Annotated in this window: 17 protein-coding genes; 6 read left to right on the top strand and 11 right to left on the bottom strand. The window is 36.9% G+C overall.

Annotation, left to right across the window (positions count from 1 at the left end; genetic code table 11):
- Nucleotides 1-59 precede the first annotated feature (59 nt).
- From HND50_05365 to HND50_05395, 7 genes are all read right to left on the bottom strand, one after another.
- Nucleotides 60-572 carry a DinB family protein gene (locus HND50_05365; protein ID NOG44637.1) on the bottom strand — a complete coding sequence of 171 codons (513 nt, stop codon included), beginning with the start codon at nucleotides 570-572 and terminating at the stop codon, nucleotides 60-62.
- Complete coding sequence (locus tag HND50_05370; protein ID NOG44638.1) at nucleotides 573-845, bottom strand: hypothetical protein; 273 nt, start codon at nucleotides 843-845, stop codon at nucleotides 573-575. It lies immediately after the preceding gene.
- Complete coding sequence (locus tag HND50_05375; GenBank protein NOG44639.1) at nucleotides 842-1,669, bottom strand: esterase family protein; 828 nt, start codon at nucleotides 1,667-1,669, stop codon at nucleotides 842-844. Before HND50_05375 ends, HND50_05370 begins: the two co-directional genes overlap by 4 nt.
- Complete coding sequence (locus HND50_05380) at nucleotides 1,653-3,422, bottom strand: DUF2339 domain-containing protein (protein NOG44640.1); 1,770 nt, start codon at nucleotides 3,420-3,422, stop codon at nucleotides 1,653-1,655. The genes HND50_05375 and HND50_05380 overlap by 17 nt, the downstream gene beginning before the upstream one ends.
- A 20-nt stretch (nucleotides 3,423-3,442) precedes the next feature.
- Nucleotides 3,443-3,829, bottom strand: coding sequence for a type II toxin-antitoxin system VapC family toxin (locus HND50_05385; protein ID NOG44641.1), 387 nt, complete (start codon nucleotides 3,827-3,829; stop codon nucleotides 3,443-3,445).
- Nucleotides 3,829-4,059, bottom strand: coding sequence for a type II toxin-antitoxin system Phd/YefM family antitoxin (locus HND50_05390; protein NOG44642.1), 231 nt, complete (start codon nucleotides 4,057-4,059; stop codon nucleotides 3,829-3,831). Before HND50_05390 ends, HND50_05385 begins: the two co-directional genes overlap by 1 nt.
- Before the next feature lie 76 nt (nucleotides 4,060-4,135).
- Nucleotides 4,136-6,568 (bottom strand): SpoIIE family protein phosphatase, encoded by a 2,433-nt coding sequence (locus tag HND50_05395; protein ID NOG44643.1) that lies wholly within the window; start codon nucleotides 6,566-6,568, stop codon nucleotides 4,136-4,138.
- Between the two features lie 200 nt (nucleotides 6,569-6,768).
- On the opposite strand from HND50_05395, the gene HND50_05400 reads away from it, so the two are divergent.
- Nucleotides 6,769-7,764, top strand: coding sequence for a hypothetical protein (locus HND50_05400; protein ID NOG44644.1), 996 nt, complete (start codon nucleotides 6,769-6,771; stop codon nucleotides 7,762-7,764).
- A gap of 17 nt (nucleotides 7,765-7,781) precedes the next feature.
- The gene (locus HND50_05405) at nucleotides 7,782-8,207 is read left to right on the top strand and encodes a GNAT family N-acetyltransferase (protein NOG44645.1); all 426 of its coding nucleotides are present in this window, start codon (nucleotides 7,782-7,784) and stop codon (nucleotides 8,205-8,207) included.
- A 19-nt stretch (nucleotides 8,208-8,226) separates the two neighbouring features.
- Here HND50_05405 and HND50_05410 read toward each other — a convergent pair whose 3' ends face one another.
- Complete coding sequence (locus HND50_05410; GenBank protein NOG44646.1) at nucleotides 8,227-9,444, bottom strand: DUF1343 domain-containing protein; 1,218 nt, start codon at nucleotides 9,442-9,444, stop codon at nucleotides 8,227-8,229.
- A gap of 63 nt (nucleotides 9,445-9,507) precedes the next feature.
- Between HND50_05410 and HND50_05415 the strand changes: the two genes are divergently transcribed.
- On the top strand, nucleotides 9,508-10,653 hold the full coding sequence (locus tag HND50_05415; protein NOG44647.1) for a phosphodiester glycosidase family protein: 1,146 nt from the start codon (nucleotides 9,508-9,510) through the stop codon (nucleotides 10,651-10,653).
- A gap of 34 nt (nucleotides 10,654-10,687) precedes the next feature.
- Here the strand turns inward: HND50_05415 and HND50_05420 are convergent, their stop codons facing one another.
- Nucleotides 10,688-11,695, bottom strand: coding sequence for an AraC family transcriptional regulator (locus HND50_05420; GenBank protein NOG44648.1), 1,008 nt, complete (start codon nucleotides 11,693-11,695; stop codon nucleotides 10,688-10,690).
- 267 nt (nucleotides 11,696-11,962) lie between these two features.
- Between HND50_05420 and HND50_05425 the strand changes: the two genes are divergently transcribed.
- From HND50_05425 to HND50_05435, 3 genes are read left to right on the top strand one after another with little or no spacing between them, the layout of a single operon-like run.
- Complete coding sequence (locus tag HND50_05425) at nucleotides 11,963-12,721, top strand: outer membrane lipoprotein-sorting protein (protein NOG44649.1); 759 nt, start codon at nucleotides 11,963-11,965, stop codon at nucleotides 12,719-12,721.
- Between the two features lie 4 nt (nucleotides 12,722-12,725).
- Nucleotides 12,726-13,997 (top strand): hypothetical protein, encoded by a 1,272-nt coding sequence (locus HND50_05430; GenBank protein ID NOG44650.1) that lies wholly within the window; start codon nucleotides 12,726-12,728, stop codon nucleotides 13,995-13,997.
- 27 nt (nucleotides 13,998-14,024) lie between these two features.
- On the top strand, nucleotides 14,025-16,514 hold the full coding sequence (locus HND50_05435; GenBank protein ID NOG44651.1) for an MMPL family transporter: 2,490 nt from the start codon (nucleotides 14,025-14,027) through the stop codon (nucleotides 16,512-16,514).
- A gap of 87 nt (nucleotides 16,515-16,601) precedes the next feature.
- Here the strand turns inward: HND50_05435 and HND50_05440 are convergent, their stop codons facing one another.
- Together HND50_05440 and HND50_05445 are read right to left on the bottom strand one after the other, a co-directional pair.
- Nucleotides 16,602-18,869 carry an aconitate hydratase gene (locus HND50_05440; protein ID NOG44652.1) on the bottom strand — a complete coding sequence of 756 codons (2,268 nt, stop codon included), beginning with the start codon at nucleotides 18,867-18,869 and terminating at the stop codon, nucleotides 16,602-16,604.
- Between the two features lie 224 nt (nucleotides 18,870-19,093).
- Nucleotides 19,094-21,508, bottom strand: coding sequence for a T9SS type A sorting domain-containing protein (locus tag HND50_05445; GenBank protein ID NOG44653.1), 2,415 nt, complete (start codon nucleotides 21,506-21,508; stop codon nucleotides 19,094-19,096).
- Between the last annotated feature and the right edge of the window lie 97 nt (nucleotides 21,509-21,605).

Below are 21,605 nucleotides of genomic sequence, written 5' to 3' on the forward strand. Positions count from 1 at the left end.
TAAAGATTTAAGAGAAAAGAAACAAGAGTTTGAAAGGCTTGTTTGTCATATTTAAAAGTTTACCACTTACCTGCATAGTCAAGTTTTATCGGGCTTGTTTTGTATAAAAGGTAAGCATAATTTGTTGCTGTAATTTGGCGAATGTGCAGCAAATCATGAGCAATCCAGTTTGCCAGCAATTGTTCTGCACTCACCTCGCCTGCTTTTGGATGCAGATAACAGACCTGCCAATTTGGATTACTAAGATTATAAAGCCACTCTATTGATTTCTTTCTTTCGGCTAAGAACTGGTTCAGGGTTTCATCAAAATTTTTGCCGCTATAATTGCGTGATCTTACCCAACCCTGTGGATCAATCGCCGGCCAGGCCTCTCCCGGGTTGTTCAAAGTAAAGTCAATTCTTTGACGGAAGTCTTCTTTTTCTTCATCGAGCAGGTGGCAAACAATTTCCAGCATTGACCACTTATTTTCATTAGCCTTCCAGGAAATTTGTTCTTCTGTGATGTTTTTAAAAAGACTCTCAAAAACGAGACCGTTCTTTTCCAGCTTAAGGATTATATCTTTACTTTCCATTTAACAAACCTTTCCATCACCATCCAAATAACAAGAATCACTTTGAAATTTTTGCCATTGTGTCATCAGCTGTTTTGTATCATTTAGAAAAGCTGTAATTGCGCTTTTACCGCTAATCCGCTTTTCATTCTCTATAATCAGAGGTAAGTTTCCTTGCTCCTCTTTTGTAAGATCGAGAGTATTGCCAATTTTATATGCTAAAACTATTTCTCTAAAACCGGCTTCAATTTCATCACAAAAAGCACAATCTTTCTTTTTATACAAAGTGATCACTTTGCTTCACCATTTTCAAAATGTTCATTAAAAAAGAGGATATGATACTTTAGAACCCGTGTCCAGTAATCCCAGCTATGGCCACCGGGGCGTTCCACATAATCATGGTCAATATTGGCATCTAATAGTAGTTTGTGCAAATTACGGTTGTCATTTGCGAAATAATCATCTACACCGCAATCAATTAAAATAGCAAGCTTTGCCGAACGAATTTGTTCAATCATATTTACAATGGAGTTTTCTTTCCAACGCTCCGGATATTCTTCGAATGAACCCAATTTTACAGCCAGCTCTTTCTTAACCGAAGAATTTGGTAAATCAACAACTCCGCTCATATTTCCTGCTGCTGAAAATAAATCCGGATGCCGGATTGCCAGGTACAATGCCCCATGTCCACCCATACTTAATCCGGTTATTACTCTTTTGTTTTTAGATTTTATTGTCGGGTATTTTGAATCAATAAAAGTGACCAGTTCACTGGCCACAAAAGTTTCATACTGGCTTTCTTTCACTTCCGGGCTGTCTAGGTACCAACTTGCTTTAGAACCATCCGGGCAGATAATAATACATTGATATTGCTCAGCCAGAGGTTTTAAATCCATGTGTGACGACCAATCTTTATGGCTGCCACCATAGCCATGCAGAAGATATACTGATGGAAATTTTTGGACATTTCCATTTTCAGGAATCACAACAACTGTAAAAATTTCTTTCTCCATTTTGGGGCTATAAACCAAAACTGTATCAACTGTTGCAGATTGGCAAAATCCAATCAACAATAAAAAAAGGATAGAAAACAGAGCACATTTACTTCTCAGGTTCATTTGTTTCCTTTGGTTTAGAAATTAATTTACTAAGATAATTACTTACAATAAGCAGTAATCCGCCAAAACCTATAAATAAAATAATCCGCCAAATTGTTTCAAGTTCGGAGAGGTCAACAATAAAAAGCTTTCCGACCACAATAAAAATTGTAGCCGATCCAAGATAACGTAACTCCACTTTAGAATTACGCAGCCCGAATACAAAAACTATTAAGGCCAAAATACCCCAACCAGTTGTAACCAACGCCTGCCCATTATCGAAACCTTGCAATTCCCTTAAAAGCCAACCCATAATACCAATGTGCATAAAAGCAAAATTCAATATAGATTGTTGATGATTTCTTATTAGGTATGCAGAATGGCCAAGCATTAAGATAAAACCTAAGTCCGTTAGAGAACGCCTATTAAAAATAAACGGAGAACTTGCACTTAGTGTAAATAATCTTATTAGAAGTACAAATCCCATCACACTGATAAAAACTTTAGATAACGTTCTAAGTTTTGAATCGTTGGTTCTTTCAGCAATTAAAAATAGAATCCAGGACTCTGTAGCTAAAACAAAAAACTGTGTGTTTCCATCAAAAATAAGTAAAAAAGACCAGGTTAAAAGTAAGGTTGCGGTTAATCCATGTAAATAAAACAGATTTTTTAATTGATCATGCAGACGGTATTTTATAAATAACCAAAAATAAACCAGGCTTAAGGCCATTATAATCCATCCGGTAGTTTCCTTAGAAAAACTCCAGATTATAGGAACCAAAACCATTCCGACGATTGGTGTACTTAAAGAAAGAAAATAAAGATGGCGACGGACGAAATCGGCAAACTGCCTGGAAACCCTGTTATCAAGTGTATCAAGATTAGGATTTGGCCACTTCTCGGGATTAGCAAGATGCAAAAACTCTCGATAAACCGGCAAAGCCCAAAGCGAAAGCCAGGTTATTATTATCCCGATTTGAACACTCCATTTTTCAAGTAAATATCCAAACTCGGAAGCAGGCAAATTATAAACAGAAATTGACCACACAATCCATCCACCCCAGGATGTGACCCAAAGTAAAGCCCGCCATCCACGCTTCATATAAGTAACACTGGATCCGATGATTAATAGCGATGTATAACTTGCCAATCCAGGAATATTGCTTTCTCCAGTGTACAATAGAAATGGAGTCAGCAGTCCGCCAATAATCCCAATAAGCGACAAAACGGGTTCATCCTGGCGCAGCGCTAAAAGAAAGGCGGAAATTGTCACCAGGATCATAAAGGCAAAAGCCATTCCATGTGAAATAAGACCATACAGCTGAAAGGCGGAAAATATCGTAATGTAATAAGTGGCAATTCCGCCACCTAGGAGAAGACGGCTTAGCATTTTATTTCGATCGTACAAGCGTAAGCCAAAAATAAACAAAATAATTCCAAGCCCGATACCAAATAAAACGCGGACAAGCGGTGTTATCCAGCCTTGATCAATTGAATATTTGAACAGAAAAACGGCCCCGAATAAAAGCAGGCCAATACCTAAACGCCCAAGCCATTTTTCACTGCTTTGGGTTTGATCTTTCTTAACCTTAGCTTTTATTTCTTTTTTTAGATTATTTATTGGCGGTGAGATAAATGGATTTTCTGTTTTTTTTACCGGAGTAGGCGGTTGTGGTTCTTGCCTTTTTTCCGGTGAAAGTTTTGCAACAACTTTTTTAAGATCGGCAAGTTGTTGTTCCAGGTCTTTAACACGTTGCTCGAGGGGATTTTCCATAATACCAGGTTCCTATAAAATCACCATATTGTATCAAGTTTTGAATATTGAAGAAGTTTTTTATCGGCTGTAATTAAAGGTATAGAGTTAACAATTGAAGTTGCTGCGATTATCCTGTCTGCAGGATCTTTATGTAAGTCATCGAATTGAACTGATTGAACAAGAATGTCGAGAGACAAATCTAACAACAAAAGCCTTTGATCTTTTCTTGTTAATGATATCCAACGAATTATATCAATCTCCAGTTTAACTCTTTTCTTTTTTACTAACTGGGCCAGCTCCCAACCCGAAATTGGGCTTATAGCAAGTGATTTTTCATTATTAATTGCGTCTAAGGCTGGTTTCGATAGATGCTGAAATTGTTTTGTATAATAAAAAACCCAAACATGAGTATCCAATAGAAGCATTACAAATCCCACTCATCTTCAGCTACAGGTTCTGTAGGATCTTTATAAAAACTGACCGATCCTTCTAATTCTTTTTGAGCTTTTTCCCATTCTGTTTTAGGGGAATAAGGAACTATCTTCGCAACGACCTTATTATGCTTTTTAACAAGAAGCTCATTTCCATCCTGTTCAATTTTATTTATATAAAATGACAATTTTGACTTTAGTTCTTTAATGGCAATTGCATCCATAATAATGCTCTCTTTTTTATAACCATAAAAAAGTAGTCATTTTTTGCCGATATGTCAAATAATACAGATGGAAAACCTAAAATGCTTTTAACACCACCATAGTCATGTCATCATGCTGCAAAGCATCCCCGGCAAAATTGCGGATTTCTGTGACAGCTTTATTGACCAAATCTTTGGCAGAACCATTGTCGTTTTCGTTTAAGAATTTTAAAAAACGTTCTTCACCATATTCTTCTTCGCGCTCATTCATTGCTTCTGTAAAACCATCCGTATAAAAGATAAGTGTATTGCCTTTTTCAAGCTGAAGCTCCCCTTCAACCAGGGTTTTGGTAAAGATTTCGCCAATTTCCAATCCCAAACCAATTCCATCCGGCTGCAGCCATTGCGGGTCTTTTTTATTCTGGTTTAAAACAATTGCCGGATTATGCCCTGCCCGGGAAAAAATTAGCTTTCGGCTAACCGGATCGATCACAGCGTAAAACATGCTTACATACCAAGATCGGTCGATGGTGCGGTACATGAGATTATTAACTTTTGAAAGCACTGTTTTGGGCGACAGAGTGGATTCCGCATGCGATTGCAAAATGCCTTTTGTTAGTGTCATATAAATGGCCGCGGGAACTCCTTTACCGGAAACATCTGCAATAGCAATTCCCAGCTTCCCATCTTTTAAGTGAATAAAATCAAAATAATCTCCGCCAACTTCCAACGCAGGGATGCAGACGCCGGCAATATCATATCCTTTTAAAGAAGGTTGTTCCTTGGGAAGTAAGCCAAGTTGCACTTTCTTGGCAATTTCCAGCTCCTGCTGCATGCGTGTTCTATCTTTGATTCTTCTAATATGTGGCGGTTCCATCTCAACAGTATATTTGAATGATTTTCCTTTTAACAACCCGATAATCCCAATAACCAGCATGATTACAAAAACACTTAATATCAAGATTCCATCAAACATATAGCCGGATACACCTGAGGCAAATAAGAAGCGCACACCTTGCAGGGTAATAAAAAATGAACCCGATGTTATTGATGCCAATAATCCATACTGAAGAAAAATCCAGCCCTGAATAATACCTAAAACAAAATATGGGATAAGCGTGTAATACGATGGCCAGAATTCAAACAGGTTTCCAAAAAACACATTGACAAAAGCATAACCAATTGCAGAGATTAATAATCCATAAAAAGTAGACCTGGTTTTGTTTTTAAAATAAACCAGTAAAAATTTCCTGAAAAATATTTCATCAAAAAGAGCAAAATAAATGACAGAAGTTGCCAATGTCAGACTTGGGAAATAGTTGGAAAAATAAGACAAATTTCCTTTTACTTCAGCTTGTGCACCAAAAATATTTATCATTGAATAATTAACAAGTTGCAAAAATCCAAAAAGAATAGCGCCATAAGCCAATCCGATTGGAACTTCAAATCCTATATTTTTTGTAATAAAGTTTCTGTTTAAAATGCTGTCAATCCCACTCAAATATTTTGATTGCCGCCCCTGAAGTTCAAAATCTCCATTTGCCCAGGCAGTGAATGTATTTGTAAATAAAAATATATATGTTATAGTCATTTGAACACCAAGAAGAACAAACTTCATATATAGGCGACCAAGACTAGCAATATTTGTCCCAAAAGCCCATAAATCCCAAGTGTTGATGGCCATAATTACCAAAACAAAATAAGTGCCAATCCCAGCCCAAACGGCCTTTTTAACACTAATTTTACCATCATGATAACGTTGAAGAAAAAGTACTAGACTTAGCAGTGTTAATCCCAGGTATACGAAAATAGCAATTATATTAAACAAAACATTTGCGCCTCCAAAAGAGTCGGCATTTGCTTCCTGAGGTTCATTAAAATAGTGGTTGACACTGTTTACTTTTTTTCCGATTAAACTTACCGCAATAATATCTTTTGCTTCAGTTTGGGCTACATTTTTCTCATACTGAAGGCGGGTTTCAGAACGGTTTTCCTTTTCCTGGTGTCTTGTGTCTTCAACAGAATAGTTTTCTAAGGATAGGTCATCAATGCTTTCAATAAACTGTTCAGCAATTTGCGCAGCCTGCTCTGCATTTACAAACTCAGCTTTTTGTGAATCGGGTGGTGAGTGAAAGAAGGATACGAATTTCCCGGAAGGTGATATACGGACACGCATATAATCTTCATCAATATTTTTGGGCACATTTTTATAATACTCAAACTGCCAGAAACTTAAGGGTAGCTCTTCATTTTGGGCGATTTCGTTATACTTTTGCGCACCAAGTTCGGAAACCAAATAATCTGATCCTGTTCCATCAAAACTAAAGTAGCCAAATTCATAATATTGGCTATAATCAAATCCATAATTATCAAGAATTTCGTGGACTTTTTCAACAGCTTCACTTTTTGAAATTTTTGGAACACCAGCCAGATTTGGTGTAGTGTAATCGCTAAAATAAAAACCGAAATAAATTGAAGTTATGGCAACTATAGTAAATAAAGCTATTCTGGTTGATAAATTGGATCTCATTTCGCGCATCCCTTTATAAAATTTTCAAATTAGCAATACGGAGGTTATCAATAAAAGATACTTCTTGCAATAAATTTTAACCAACTTTTTGCAATGAAACCAAGGCAACATCAAACAGCATTATGTAAAAAACCGTTGTTTGGAGATGTTAACAAATTAGTCTAAATTGCAGTGCCATTTAACAAAAGAAAGGCTTCACTATGAAAATTTTTCTTTCTATCTCCATCACTGCCGCTTTTATTTTTTGCCAGTCTCCACAAGATCGAAATTTAAAACACGCCAGTCTAACTGCATCTACAAATATTGTTTTTGCTGATTCAAACCTTGCTGCAAAAATTGTCTCTACGGAAGATGATTTTTTAAAGGTGGTTAGTGCCTGGGACAGGTCTTCTTCTATGCAATCTTCTACACCTGTTTCAAGAGAAACTTATATAGAACATTTAGCTAAGAATGTAATAGAATGGCCAGATAGTGAAGTCCATAAAATTTCAACATTTTCTAAAAAAGTAGGGCCACGGTTAGAAGAGCTAAATCTAAACCTGCCAAAAGATATCATCATGATTAAAACAACTTCCAATGAAATTGGTGGTGCAAGAACTGCATACACCCGCCAAAATGCAATAATGATAACCGCGCCAATGATAGAAAACACTCCTGATAGTGTTGTATACAAAATGTTTATTCATGAAATCGCCCATGTGTATTCACGCCACAATAAAATAAAAAGAGAAGAATTATATAACATCTTTGGATTTAAACAAACAAATGAAATTGACCTTCCTCAAGAATGGGATGATCGCCGCTTAAGCAACCCGGATGCTCCGGACTTAAACACAATTATAGATGTGGAAATAGAAGGAAAACCCACAACCTTGACACCTTTGATTTATTCTCGGGCACCAGTTTATGATGAAAGCAAACCGGGCGGAATTTTTCAAAGTTTTGGTTTTCAGTTAATGCAGGTGGAAAAAAAAGAAAACATTTGGCAGCCTGTTTTTTTTGATGGAAATCCAGTTTTACATAATCCAAGTCCCAAAACGCTGCCTGATTTTTGGAAGCAAATTGGAAAGAATACAAATTACATAATGCATCCGGAAGAAATTATGGCCTCGAATTTTGTTTTTCTGGTAAACAAAAAAACGGGCTTACCCAATCCTGAGATTCTCAAAAAAATGGAAGCAATTGTAAAAAATTAAATTTGGGAAAATTGCATATGCAAATTTTCGAAATAAAAGAGTACTCTATTGATATTTTAAACGCCCTAAATAAGTTACTCCCGCAACTTTCTGAAAGTGCGAAACCTCTTTCAAAAAACAGGTTAAAAAGTATCATAGATTCCGAGAGCTCATTTTTATTTGTAGCTGAAGACAAAATGAAAATATGCGGGATGCTCACTCTGGTTATTGTAAAAATCCCAACCAGTACCAAAGCTGTGATTGAAGATGTAGTTGTAGATAAAGAATCTTTAGGTAAAGGTGTTGGAAAAAAATTGACCCTGCATGCAATTGATTTTGCAAAAGAAAATGGAGTGTCCACGGTGAACCTGACTAGCTCACCGTGGCGTACCGCCGCTAATTCACTTTATAAAAAACTTGGTTTTGAAAAACGCGATACCAATGTTTATAAACTGGATATTTAAAAATCTCCAGATTAAGAGACTAATACAATAAGTTTTTTTCTCTTTTTTGCTTAAAAGAATCCAATCCTAAAGATATTAAAGTTTTTAATTCTTCTTTAGACGATCCACCCAGAATTGCACGCCTGATTTTTGATGAACCCGCCAACCGATCAAAATGTTTTCGTTTAAACTCTAACTGCCCTGGATACAGCTGGTACAAAGCATTGATTAAGAATACGCCCGTCTGATAAGATTTATACTTTTCTCTGTCATCAACAATTACCTTTAAACCATTGCATTTTTTATTTTCAAATTTGGGGCGAACAGCTTTTCCGGGAATTGTAACAGGGATAAAAGTGGTGTCTGTAAAACTAACTCCATCAAATTGCAACGATTCAAGATGATTTCTGAGATTTTTACTATCAATCCAGGGTGCGCCAAATATTATAAAAGGTTTGTCTGTTCCCCGCCCTTCTGAAAGGTTTGTCCCCTCGAGCAAACACATGCCGGGATAAACAGTTGCTGTTTCAAGATTGGGCATATTTGGTGACGGAGCTGTAAATGTTAATTCGGTTTGATCAAACCAATATTCACGTTTCCAGTTTTGTAAAGGAACAATGGTTAAATCTAAATTTGAAGATATCCAACTCTCCCCTTTAAATAATTTTGCAAGCTCACCAATCGTCATTCCATGCCGGACTGGAATTGGAAAGCGGCCAACGAAAGTTGATGTATCAGCACAGTTTCCTTCAACTATTTTACATGTAATTGGATTTGGCCTGTCAAGAACCACAAGCGGAATATTATTTTCTTCAGCGGCATCCATCACGTAACTCATAGTCCAAACATATGTATAAAAGCGGGCACCAATGTCCTGGATATCAAAAACCAATAAGTCCACATTTTTCAACATCTCACTATTTGGTTTTTTGGTTTTCCCGTACAAACTGTAAACCGGTATTTCAGCTTCAGTTTCTGATTCGATTTTTTGACCGTCCGCTGCATTACCTCGCACGCCGTGTTCCGGGCCAAATAGTGCTGCAACCGTAACATTTTTCATATCTTTAAAAACATCCGTTATATGTTGGCCTTTTGCATTAAGAGCAGTATGATTTGTTACGATCCCAAGTCGCTTTCCTTCAAATAAATGATAATAACTGCCAACCCGATCTAAACCGGTTTTAACAGTTTGAGCAGATGTAGACAATAAACTTATCAGTAGAAAAAAACAGATCCATTTAATAATTCTGACTTGCATAATATTTCCTGTATATTCAACTTTGGTACACAATTTTATTTAAAACAATTAGCCCGGTGAAAAATGAAAATCACATTTAAAACTATCCTTTTTATAGCTTTAGCAAACATACTTTTTGCACAATCGTTTCAACTAGAAACGGTTGATCACAATGAACCCGTCAAAGGCGTAATCTACAAAAAACTTCTTGATTCCAACAAACCTTTGTTAATAAACTTTCTTGAGATAGATCTTAACAGTCCCAAACTCGACATTATTGCTATAACCGCCTATGATTCTGTTGCCGGCAATGAAACGGTCAGTTCTATGGTAGCCAGAGAAACCAATCAAAACCAAAAAATAATTGCAGCAATTAATGCAGATTTTTACGAAAAAGGCGGTTATTCCACAAACGCATTTGTGACAAATGGTGAGCTTGTTAGCATGCCGGGTAAAACATTCACAACAATAGGGTTTGATGAATCAGACCTTCCTTTTATTAATAAGATCAATTTTTCCGCCAATTTATTTACTAAAAAGAAAGTTGTAAAAATTGACGGGGTAAATAAACCCAGAGAAACAAACCAGCTTATTATTTATAATGGTTTTTTTGGGCCTTCCAGCACTACAAACCAATGGGGCACTGAAATCGATTTACGTTTGCTAAACAAAGCCTCTGTAAATGACACACTTTATTTTGTTGCTGAAGAACTGCAGAAAGGCAAAGGTAACATGAGAATCCGGCCGGGTCACTATGTTTTGAGCGGCCATGATGCCGGCGCGGAACTTATAAAAAGCTCTATTGAAAAAGGCGACACCATAAAGGTTTATATTTCACTGGAAAACATGCCATCAAAACTGGCTAATCTCGTTGGTGGATTTACTCAGCTTGTAACAAAAGGTAAAAATAGCGCTATCGAAAGTTATGACAAAGTAGGAAAAAACCGCAGCCATTTTCTGTTCGGAAATCATCCTAGGACGGCAATTGCTTATAATAAAGATAAGACCCGGTTATACTTGGTTACCATCGATGGCAGGCAAGCATCCAGCATTGGAATTAGTTTACCGGATTTAGCAAATTTAATGATTCAATTTGGAGCTTATGATGCTTTAAATCTTGATGGCGGAGGATCGACAACCATGGTTGTTAGTGATAAAATTGTAAATTCACCCTCAGATGTAAGCGGCGAGCGGGCTGTTTCCAACGCGCTGATGATAAAACTTAAATAAGACCTTTGGTAAAGAAGCCAATACTTTATATAATTTAGGCCAGTGCTCTTTGCCGAAAATCGCCAGGTGTTTGACCTGTCCACTTTTTAAATGAACGATGAAAAATACTTGGTTCAGAAAACCCTAGCAAATACGATATTTCGGAGATTGGGATTGTTGAATTTTGTAACTGCCGTTCTGCCATCTCCTTCCTTACTTTCTTTAAAACTTCGTTAAACGTGTTACCTTCAAGTTTTAACTGTCGTTGAAGAGTTCTGATACCAACAGCCATCCTATTCGCTACAATTTCTAAGGTTGCATTGTTCGTTGGTAATAATTCGATAAGGGTTTTTGAAACAGCTTGTGTTATCAGGTTCCTTGTGCCTATATTTTCCAAGGTATCTTCTGCATATTTTTGAAACATAATAAAAAGATCCGGGTTCGCATGCGAAATTGGTTCATCCATTATTGAAACTGGAAAAAAAATACAATTTCGTTCTTGATCAAACATAACATCACATTTAAAGAAATCCAGATATGGTTGCAAATTCTTTGGTTCTGAATGTTGAAAATGAACTTTGACCGGATTGATATCTTTGCCGATTACCTGCCTTTTAAGGGTTGCAACCTGCGCAGTACATGCCTCAGCGCAATACCTTTTATAGGGCTCAAGTTCCGGTGCAGTTACATCAACATAGTTTATAATATATTCTTCAGTTTCTTCAAAACTAAACTTCATACCATCGCCAACAATTTGGTCAAACCGGGCACCGAAGTTATAAGCAGCACGCATGTTTGGCGCATTTGAGATTAGATATCCAAGTATATTTAAATTGCCCGGTTCAAAATTTCTCCCACATTCTATTGGGAAATGGGAGAGACCTGTTTTTTGAACAACCAATTCAAGTAATTTTCCATGGACAGAACACGGGATATAATTTTCTGATTTTTGTAAAACATCATTATCAATGCCCAGTTGTTTTATAAGAAGATTTTTATCAAGACCCAATTGATCTGCGGTTCTTAAAACTAAATTTACAATACTGACTGTTACCTGTGCCATCTATTCTCCATACTACATTTTAAAGAACTGGTATGTACCTCTTTTATTTTAAGATTGTTTCATGCCCAAATTAATAAGGGAAAAGGGATGCATAATTTTCAATTTGTCGTAATAAGTCAACTCTTTTTCATGATTTATCAATACGACGCATTTTTTACCCATTATATTTCTTCTCAAAAAAAACATCTAATTGGATTTATTCTGCATAATCTATAGTTGTAGAAAACAAAAAAATATTTAACAACTAATTAATTGAGAGGAAGAGAGATGGATAAATTAATAATTCTTTTAATTTTAAGCACGGGTCTGTTTGCCCAAAGCGGGCGTGAAATTGCTGAAAAGGCTAATGCTACCCAACGCGGTTTTGTAGATGAAGTTGTTGAAACAACCATGTACCTGGTTAATGCAAAAAATGATTCAGTAGTTCGTCATTTAAAAAATATGACTTTTGAACGCGAAAATTCTGAAGATTATTCAATCATTCGTTTCCTTAATCCACCGGATGTACGGGGAACAGGTTTACTAACTTACCAAAATCCTGCAGGTGATGATCAACAATGGTTATACCTGCCAGAGTTAAGACGTGTAAAAAGAATTTCATCCAAAAATAAATCCGGTGCTTTTATGGGATCAGAGTTTGCCTATGAAGATATTTCTGGCAATACGCTGGATCGTTTTGAGTACAAATATCTTGGTGAAGATAAATTAGGTGATGTCGATTGTTATTTGGTTGACCGTATTCCCACATATAAAAACAGCGGTTATTTAAGAATAAAAACATGGTACGATAAAAATACACATCTCATGTTACGAAACGAATTTATTGACCGTAAAAACAGCTTGTTAAAAGTGCTCACTTTTAAAAATTGGGAGCAATTTAGTACAGGTGCCTGGCGTGCTGGCAAAATGACAATGGAAAACCTGCAAAATGGAAAAACCAGTATTTTAATATTTAAAAATCGTAAACATAAAGTTGGCTTAAAAGAAAAAGATTTTACTAAACGAAGCCTCCAACGAAATAAATAACCATATGAAAACTATTATTCTTTTATTGTTCAGTTTAGGCTTTTGTTTTTCGGTAGTCAATGCACAAAGTATTCAACTATCAGAACAAACATCGATTTTTTACTCCGGAGAAATTGGTGCCGAAACCTGGTATTTTCCAAAAAAAGCACCGGTTGCTTCATTTCCGAAAAATGTAAACACTATTAAAGGCAAACTAAATTTAACCTTTTTGTTTGATGCTCCTTTGGAAATTCGTTTTACACCACGTTTTCAATTTGATGCAGATGATGAAAATCGCAACCGGTTGGAGATTGAAGATCTGTTTATAGATTATTTTACAGATAACTTTGAAATACGTGCCGGGTTGCAAATTTTTAGTTGGAAAACCGTTGAAAGTATTTCTCATGCAGATTTTTTAAATCAAACAGACCTGGAAAGTGATTTCCTTGATGCTCAAAAATTTTCGGAATTGGCTGTTCGGTTTCGATACATACCCGATACAGATATTGAACAGCTTTTTGAGATTTATTACCTGCCATATATGCGCGGCACTCGTTTCCCGGTTGAGAATAACCGCTTTAGCTTTGGGTTAAATATTTCCAATAATTCAAAAGATCATATTTACCAGGATGAGAATAAAGAATGGCGGCCACAATTTGCCCTCAGTTATTCGCGCACATTTTGGGAAAGCTTGGATACGCGTTTTTTTTACTTTAACGGCTACAACCGCTTTCCGGGATTTGTACCTACCGATCTTTCATTTTCTAATTTTGTCCATCAATACCGGCTTATTCAAAAAGGCGGATTAGCTTTTCAGGGTGTGATCGAGTCCTGGCTGGTTAAGGGAGAAATGGCCCAAACCACTTATACAAAAAAGGTACAGAACCAATTAGGCCAATTAATAAAACCGTCCTTTTTTGCTTATACCGTAGGGTTTGAATACAGTTTTTATTCGCCCTTTATAGAGAACCATGATCTTGGAACAATAGTTGAGGTTATTGGCGATACAGACAGTGGAAAAGATGCTTCCGAATTGGAAAGCTTTCGTCCATTTCAAAACCATTTATTTGGCGGGCTTCGGTACACGTTTAATAACACGAGTGATCGTAGTTTTTTGGCCGGTGGTTTTTATAATTACAAAGATGGTGATTTAATCATGAGCCTGGAGTATTCAGAAAGATTCTTTGAAAATTTTACAGCTAAACTCAGTTATTTGAGTTTAACCTCAGATACAGATCCCTTAAAGAATTTCGAACACACAGACCGCCTTATCTTTGAGCTATTATTTAATTTTTAATAAACAATCTTACTTGAAAGGAAAAGTATGTTTGGAAATAATCCCCGCAAAATTGGTGAATTTGTACTTAAATACAGATGGCCTATTATAATTATAAATTTTGTTTTTTTAGCGATTTTAATGTTTGGAATGCAGGAGAGGGCCAACGTTTTTAACCAGCATCTTGAATATATGCAAACCATTCAAAACAACCCACTGGCGAAAGATGAGAACCATGTACCTGCACCACCCATTTTCGATGGCGACTATCATGTTTGGTTTGATGATGACAACCCGGAAATGCTGGCGTATGATGAATTTCAACAAGTTTTCTCCAAAGAAGAAAACCTGATAATTGTAACCGTGGCAAAAAATGGTGATGTTTTTACAAATGAAAATTTAGCCAGTTTAATGCTTTTAACCGATCAATCCTGGCAAATACCTTATGTAAGCCGTGTGGACGGTTTAACAAACTTTAACTACACCTATGTTGAAGATGATGACCTTTTGGTGGAAGACTTTGTATCGGAATTATCACTTTCGGCTGATCAATTGGCAGAAAAGAAAAAACTGGCTTTGGAAGACCCGTTAATGCCCAATTTCCTAATCTCACAAAAAGGTGATATAACCCAAATCCAAATGCGCGTAATAATTCCACAGGATTTTCCTACAGGTTATGCAGAAGCGCGCCAGGCTGTTGAACAGCTTACAGCAAAAATCACCTCGCCTAAAATAAATGATGAAAATGGCCAGGAAATTGACAATCCAAACTATAACCCGAACCTGGAAATAAAATTGGGTGGAACGGTGATGTTAAATACCGCATTCCAAAAATTTGCTGAAGACGATATTAAAACGTTAATGCCCATGATGTTCTTGTTTATCATTATTATTTTAACCCTTACTATTCGTGCATTTTGGGGAACGTTTTTTCCGATTGGACTTCTGGCTACTTCTGTTTTTGTAACAGTAGCTTTATTTGTCGGGCTCCTTGATTTTTCCCTTACTAATGCCACGGTAAATGTGGTACAAATGTTAATCGCTGTGGCCGTAGCAGATTCTGTTCATGTAATGGCTGTATTTTACAGAGGGCTAAGAAATGGTCTTGATAAAAAAGGTTCTGTAATTTATACCATCGAGAAAAATTTTATTCCCTGCTTAATTACTTCGGTAACAACTGCGATTGGTTTTTACAGTTTAATAACTCAGGCTATTCCACCTTTTAAAGATTTGGGTTTATTTGCAGGAACAGGAACGTTGTTTGCATTTTATGCATCATTATTTACACTCCCGGCATTTTTATCACTGATTCCATTTAAGAAACGTGAAGTTAATGAAGAACAAATCAAACAAAAAGAACAAACCGGGTATGAAGGTTTGGCGAACTTTGTAACCAAATTCCAAAAGCCAATCCGCTGGTCAGCTTTAGTAACAACCGTTTTTGCAATCTATTTTATTTTCCAAGTTAAAATTGATAACACCGCTGTAAAATATTTTGCCCCGGAAACAGATTTCCGGCAGGCTACCGATTATATTGATAATAATATTATTGGTGTCAATCCGGTTGAATATCGTTTCGACTCCGGGGAAAAAAATGGCATTTATGATCCGGCATATCTAAAAAAAATTGAGCAATTCCAAAATTTTATAAACTCCCGCCCGGAATACGGAATGACTTACGTTTCAAGCATTGTAGATATTATAAAACGTATTAATAAAACCATGCATGGCAACGATGAATCCTTTTACAGAATCCCTGAGAATAACGAGATTACTGCCGAGGGTGACACGATAAACGCCAAACGTTTAATAGCCCAATATATGCTTCTTTACCAGATGAGTTTACCGCAGGGCATGGAGCTAACCAATCAAATTGATATTCAAAACAGGACAACGAGGGTTACAGCATTTGCAAAATCTTATTCCTCCTTCGAGCTTTTAAAAAACATTGATGAGATTTCTGCCTGGATGCAAGAAAACACACCTTCTATACATGCCACTGCTGTTGGCGTTCCAGTTATGTTTGGTGAGCTATTTGTGATTGCTATTCCGGGAATTTTAAGAAGCATAGGGATTTCTTTACTTTTGATTACCATCGTTTTAATGATCACTTTTAAATCAGTCAGGATTGGTTTATTTAGCATGATCCCCAATGTTTGGCCTATTTTAATTGTTTTCGGAATTATCGGATTTTTTCAGATTCCTGTAAACATGTCCGTTGCCATTGTTGGGATGATTACTCTTGGGATTGCTGTTGATGATACAGTGCATTATTTAACCAAGTATCTAAGAGGAACTCATGATGGTCTTTCCAAAAATGAGGCAATTTTATATGCATTTCGACAAGTTGGAGCGCCGTTAATATTTACTTCAATTATTTTGGTATCAGGTTTTGGCGCATTAACCCAATCAAAATTTGCACTTAACTCAGACATGGCATTATACAGTTCTATTGTAATTGCTTTTGCCTTGTTTGCAGATTTTGTAATCCTTCCTGCGACGATTCTTAAATTTGAAAAAGGGAAGATTTTAGATTAGAAGACAAAAAAAATAAATACAAAGGTTGTCTCATTTGGGGCAGTCTGATCAAAAAAAAAGGCGGGACAAAGCCCGCCTTTATATATACTATTGCAGATTTTGTTTACGAATCAGGTTCAATGCTGAGCCGGCTTTAAACCATTCAATTTGCGCTTCATTATAAGAATGATTTGCTTTAATTGTGTCTTCACTTCCATCAGCATGACGGAAAACAAAAGTCAACTGTTTTCCTTCTGAAAAATCCACCAAATCTATCAAATCAATCGTATCGTCTTCCTGAATTTTTCCATAATCTGCCGGGTTTGCAAAAGTACAGGCAACCATGCCTTGTTTCTTTAGATTTGTTTCATGGATTCGCGCAAAGGAACGTGTTATAACAACTTTTACACCCAAATAGCGCGGTTGCATTGCGGCATGTTCGCGTGATGAACCTTCACCATAATTTTCATCGCCCACAACAATTGAAGGAATTCCTGCTGCCTGATAAGCACGCTGAACAGTCGGAACAGATCCATATTCGCCACTAAGCTGGTTTTTAACTTTATCTGTTTCGCCATTAAATTCATTCACTGCGCCGGTCAATGTATTTGCAGATAGATTTTCCAGATGGCCTCTATAGAATAACCAATGGCCTGCTGGAGAAATATGGTCTGTTGTACATTTTCCTTTTGCTTTAACAAGAATTTTCATTCCTGAAACATTTTTTCCATCCCACTCAGCAAAAGGCTCAAAAACCTGCAAACGCTTTGATCCTTCCGGAATGATCACATCAACTTTACTGCCATCTTCTGCAGGCGCCTGGTATCCAGGATCAACAACATCAAAACCTTTTGGCGGCATTTCCAAACCATTTGGCTCGGCCAGTTTAACCTGATCACCATTTTCATTTGTCAATGTATCTGTGATTGGGTTAAAAGTCATATCACCTGCAATTGTCAATGCAGTAACCATTTCCGGCGAAGCGACAAAACTATGCGTGTTTGGGTTACCGTCATTTCTCTTGGAGAAGTTTCTGTTAAAGGATGTAATTATGGAGTTTTTCTCTTTCTTATCTGCTCCATGGCGCTTCCACTGCCCGATACAAGGACCGCAGGCATTAGCCAAAACCATTCCGCCAATTTTATCAAAGTCATCTAAAAATCCATCACGTTCTGTGGTATAACGTACCATTTCAGAGCCGGGAGTGATTGTAAATTCTGCTTTAACCTTTAGATTTTTTTCAACAGCCTGGCGTGCAACAGATGCTGCCCGGGAAATATCTTCATAAGATGAGTTTGTGCAGGAACCAATTAAACCAACTTCAAGAGTTTCCGGCCAATCATTGTCTTTAACAGCTTTTGCAAATTGAGAAATTGGTGTGGCCAAATCCGGTGTAAACGGTCCGTTTATATGTGGCTCCAATTCTGATAGATTTATTTCCAATACTTTATCAAAATATTTTTCAGGATTAGCATAAACCTCTGCATCGCCTGTAAGATGTTCAGCAATCTGATCAGCCAATTCTGCAACTTCTGCACGGCCTGTTCCACTTAAGTAAGTTGCCATACTTTTATCATAACCAAAGGTTGATGTTGTTGCGCCAATTTCTGCTCCCATATTGCAAATTGTCCCTTTTCCTGTGCAGGACATAGAAACGGCACCTTCACCAAAATATTCCACGATGTAACCTGTACCACCTTTGGCAGTTAACAAACCTGCAACTTTCAGGATTACATCTTTGGGAGAAGTCCAGCCATTTAGTTTCCCGGTTAATTTTACACCAATAAGCTGTGGCATTTTTAATTCCCAGGGGCTGTCAGTTATAACATCAACAACATCTGCACCGCCCACACCTACTGCTACCATACCTAAACCACCGGCATTTACAGTATGCGAGTCAGATCCAATCATTAATCCGCCAGGGAAAGCATAGTTTTCTAAAACAACCTGGTGAATAATTCCGGCACCGGCTTTCCAGAAATCAATACCAAACTTGCTGGCACCGGATGCCATAAATTCATACACTTCTTTATTAAAATTATTGGCATGCTCAAGATCTTTTTTAGCACCCACTTCTGCTTCAATTAAGTGATCTGCATGAATTGATGATGGAACTGCTGCCGTTTTTTTGCCGGAGAGCATAAACTGTAATAAAACCATTTGGGCTGTGGCATCTTGCATACACGTTCTGTCCGGGCCAAAATCAACGTAGTCATCTCCCCGGCTAAAAGCCTTATAAGCTGCACCATTATAAATGTGCGTGTAAAGAATTTTTTCTGTAAAAGTTAATGGACGGTTTAAAACCTTACGAGCTGCTTCCACTCTTTCAGGATAACGTGCATACACTTTTTTTATCATATCGAGATTGAAAACCATTTAAGAACTCCTTTTTAAATTTTTGTTTGCAAGTTCAAATAATAAAATATTAAATATCTTAAAATAATTTCGGAATTTAATAAAAAAATCGTAGTGAATTAAATATATTTTTAGAATAGATATATAATTTTACACGCATTTTAAAATAACAGACAAAAAAAGACCGGTATAAGAAAACCGGTCTTCAAAATAAATCAGGCCATATTTGTAAATTTTGTTTGTTATTAGCGCAATAGCACCATCTTTTTACTTTGAACAAATTGGCCTGATTCGAAAACTAAGTAATAAACTCCCGATGAGAAATCTGCTGCATTCCATTTTATTGTGTGTTGTCCGCTACTTATTATCCCATCAACCATAGTTTCAACAATTTGCCCAATATTGTTAAATATCCTCACCTTAATCCGGGTATCACCATTTTTTAATGGCACATCAAACCGAATGGTTGTCTCGGGATTAAATGGATTTGGATAATTGCTATAGAGCATAAAATTCTCAATCGTTTGCGAGGATGCCAAACCAATATCTGTTATCACAAAGGAAGCATCTATTGTAGGATGAAAAGTTATATTACCGCTCACATCTATATCCGATAAGCGGTATGTGTATAATACATTTGGTAAGACCAAAGAATCGGCGAAAGAATACTCCTTGGTTGAAATGGAATTGTTTTCACCTTTAAGTTCCGGATTTGTTTCATAGCTGGCGATTGTTTCAAAATCTGATTCTGCAGTTTTTCTTTCAAGGACAAAACCCAGATTTTCAAGTTCATTATTGGTTGTCCAATTAAGCGTAATTTCATCCGGAGTATCGTTTACTGCATAAAAAGATGCCAGCTCCACATTTTGTGATGACCGGTCTTCCCAATCCAAATATGGGTATCCGCTGTTTGCAGATTCGCTGATATCAATTATCCAATAGTCATTTTCACCATTATTGCTTTCCCCAACAAAATCCCAGCCTGCATCTGTAAATGTTGCCAATGTTTTCATTTCCTGAGATGTTTTTCCGGTAGCAAGATTTGAGCTTATCTGATTTGAAAGATCGCTGTCAAAGAAACAACTTGTATTTGTTCCACCAGGTGCCCCTTCAAACCCCTTGTCTGTTGGATCGGTTGCTTCATTATAAATCACTGAACCTGTAGCGTAGCAATATTCTATTGTCCCAGAGTTTACACCAACAAATCCTCCAAAGCCGGTATAACTTCCTGTTTCCCGAATAACATTTGTTTTGCTGTAACTATTACTAACTGTACCTGAGTTAACACCAATCAGACCGCCAACATCACGTATACCAGATACCGTTGCCATGCTAAAACTGGTTTTAACTACACCGGCATTTAATCCAACCAAACCACCAACCATGTAGCCATTTCCATAACCATCTATCTCTACAATGCTATAGCTCTGGCTTATTTCCGAATTGTTATTCCAGCCAACCAAGCCACCGCAATAGTTACCTTTCCCATCTAAAACCCCTTTGCTGCTGCAATTAAATATAGTAGTACCCCCTGCTGCCTGGCCAACTAAACTTCCGCTTAGTCCGGAACCTAAAACTGAGCTGTTTAAAAGATTGACATTTTCAATTTTTGCACCATTTGTATTGCCAAAAAAACCAATATTCATTCCTTCCCATTTTATATAAAGATTAGAAATGGTTCTATTTTGACCATCATACGAACCTGTAAATTTTAATGCTGATCCGCCCATTGGGAAAAACCCATTTCCATCTCTCCACGATGATGTTATTCTGGCATCAATATCATTGGTTTGAACATAATGTTTTTCCCAACGATCATCATTATTAGAGAGCCAATACAAGTTTCCAATTGTTGAAAGTTGATACGGATCGACTTCAGTTCCGGAACCCGATGGTTTGTCACCCATAATAGCCGTAGATGTAATCCAATTTGATTCGCTCCCCGTAAATCCAAAATTATTTAGAATACCATTAAATGAATTTATCCCATTGTCTGTTAAAACTGTATCGCCTGTATTCATCCGATAATAGCCAACTAAACCAACTTCATCTCCCGGAATTTCAACATTCATATAAGTTTGGATCTGTTCTTTTGTACGCACGCTGTTCCAAAAGCGCAACTCATCAATGCGCCCTTTCCAAAATCCTGTAGAATCCGAACTCTGTTTACCAAAGGATATATTTGAAGAAACGAAAGGCGGGGCTGAAAATGGATTTACTTCATTTCCGGCAACTTCATTACCGTTGATGAAAATTGAATAAACTGTTCCATCACTTGTTAGTGCCAGGTGATACCATTTGTGTGCGGTGAGCGTTGTATCAACTTTGTATCTGAATTTAGCATCTGTATAAAAACCTAGTTGACCATTATAATGATCATAAGAAAATGAATAACCGCCAGCCCCCTCTTTCCCATCTGATTTATCAACAATACCAGCAGCACCATCCTCTGGTGAGAAAGTGTGATAGATCCAGGTTTCGATTGTAAAACCTGCTCCTGTAAGTGCAAGCTCATTTTCCGGACCAACGACACCTAGGTTTACAAAGTCATCGACTCCATCAAATGCAAGAGTTGTGTTGCTGTAGTTTTGGGCATTCATCACCATTGGGCATAGGAATGCACACAAAACCAGCACTGAAAATTTTTTCAGTTTTGGCATAATAGCCCCCTAAATAAAAAAATGTTTTTTGACGATATTAATTTTATCGAGAAGGTAAATAGATTCTTTATTTAAGAGTGTGAGGTGGTAAATTCCC

This window comes from Calditrichota bacterium, from assembly GCA_013112635.1.
GTDB lineage: Bacteria > Calditrichota > Calditrichia > Calditrichales > J004 > JABFGF01.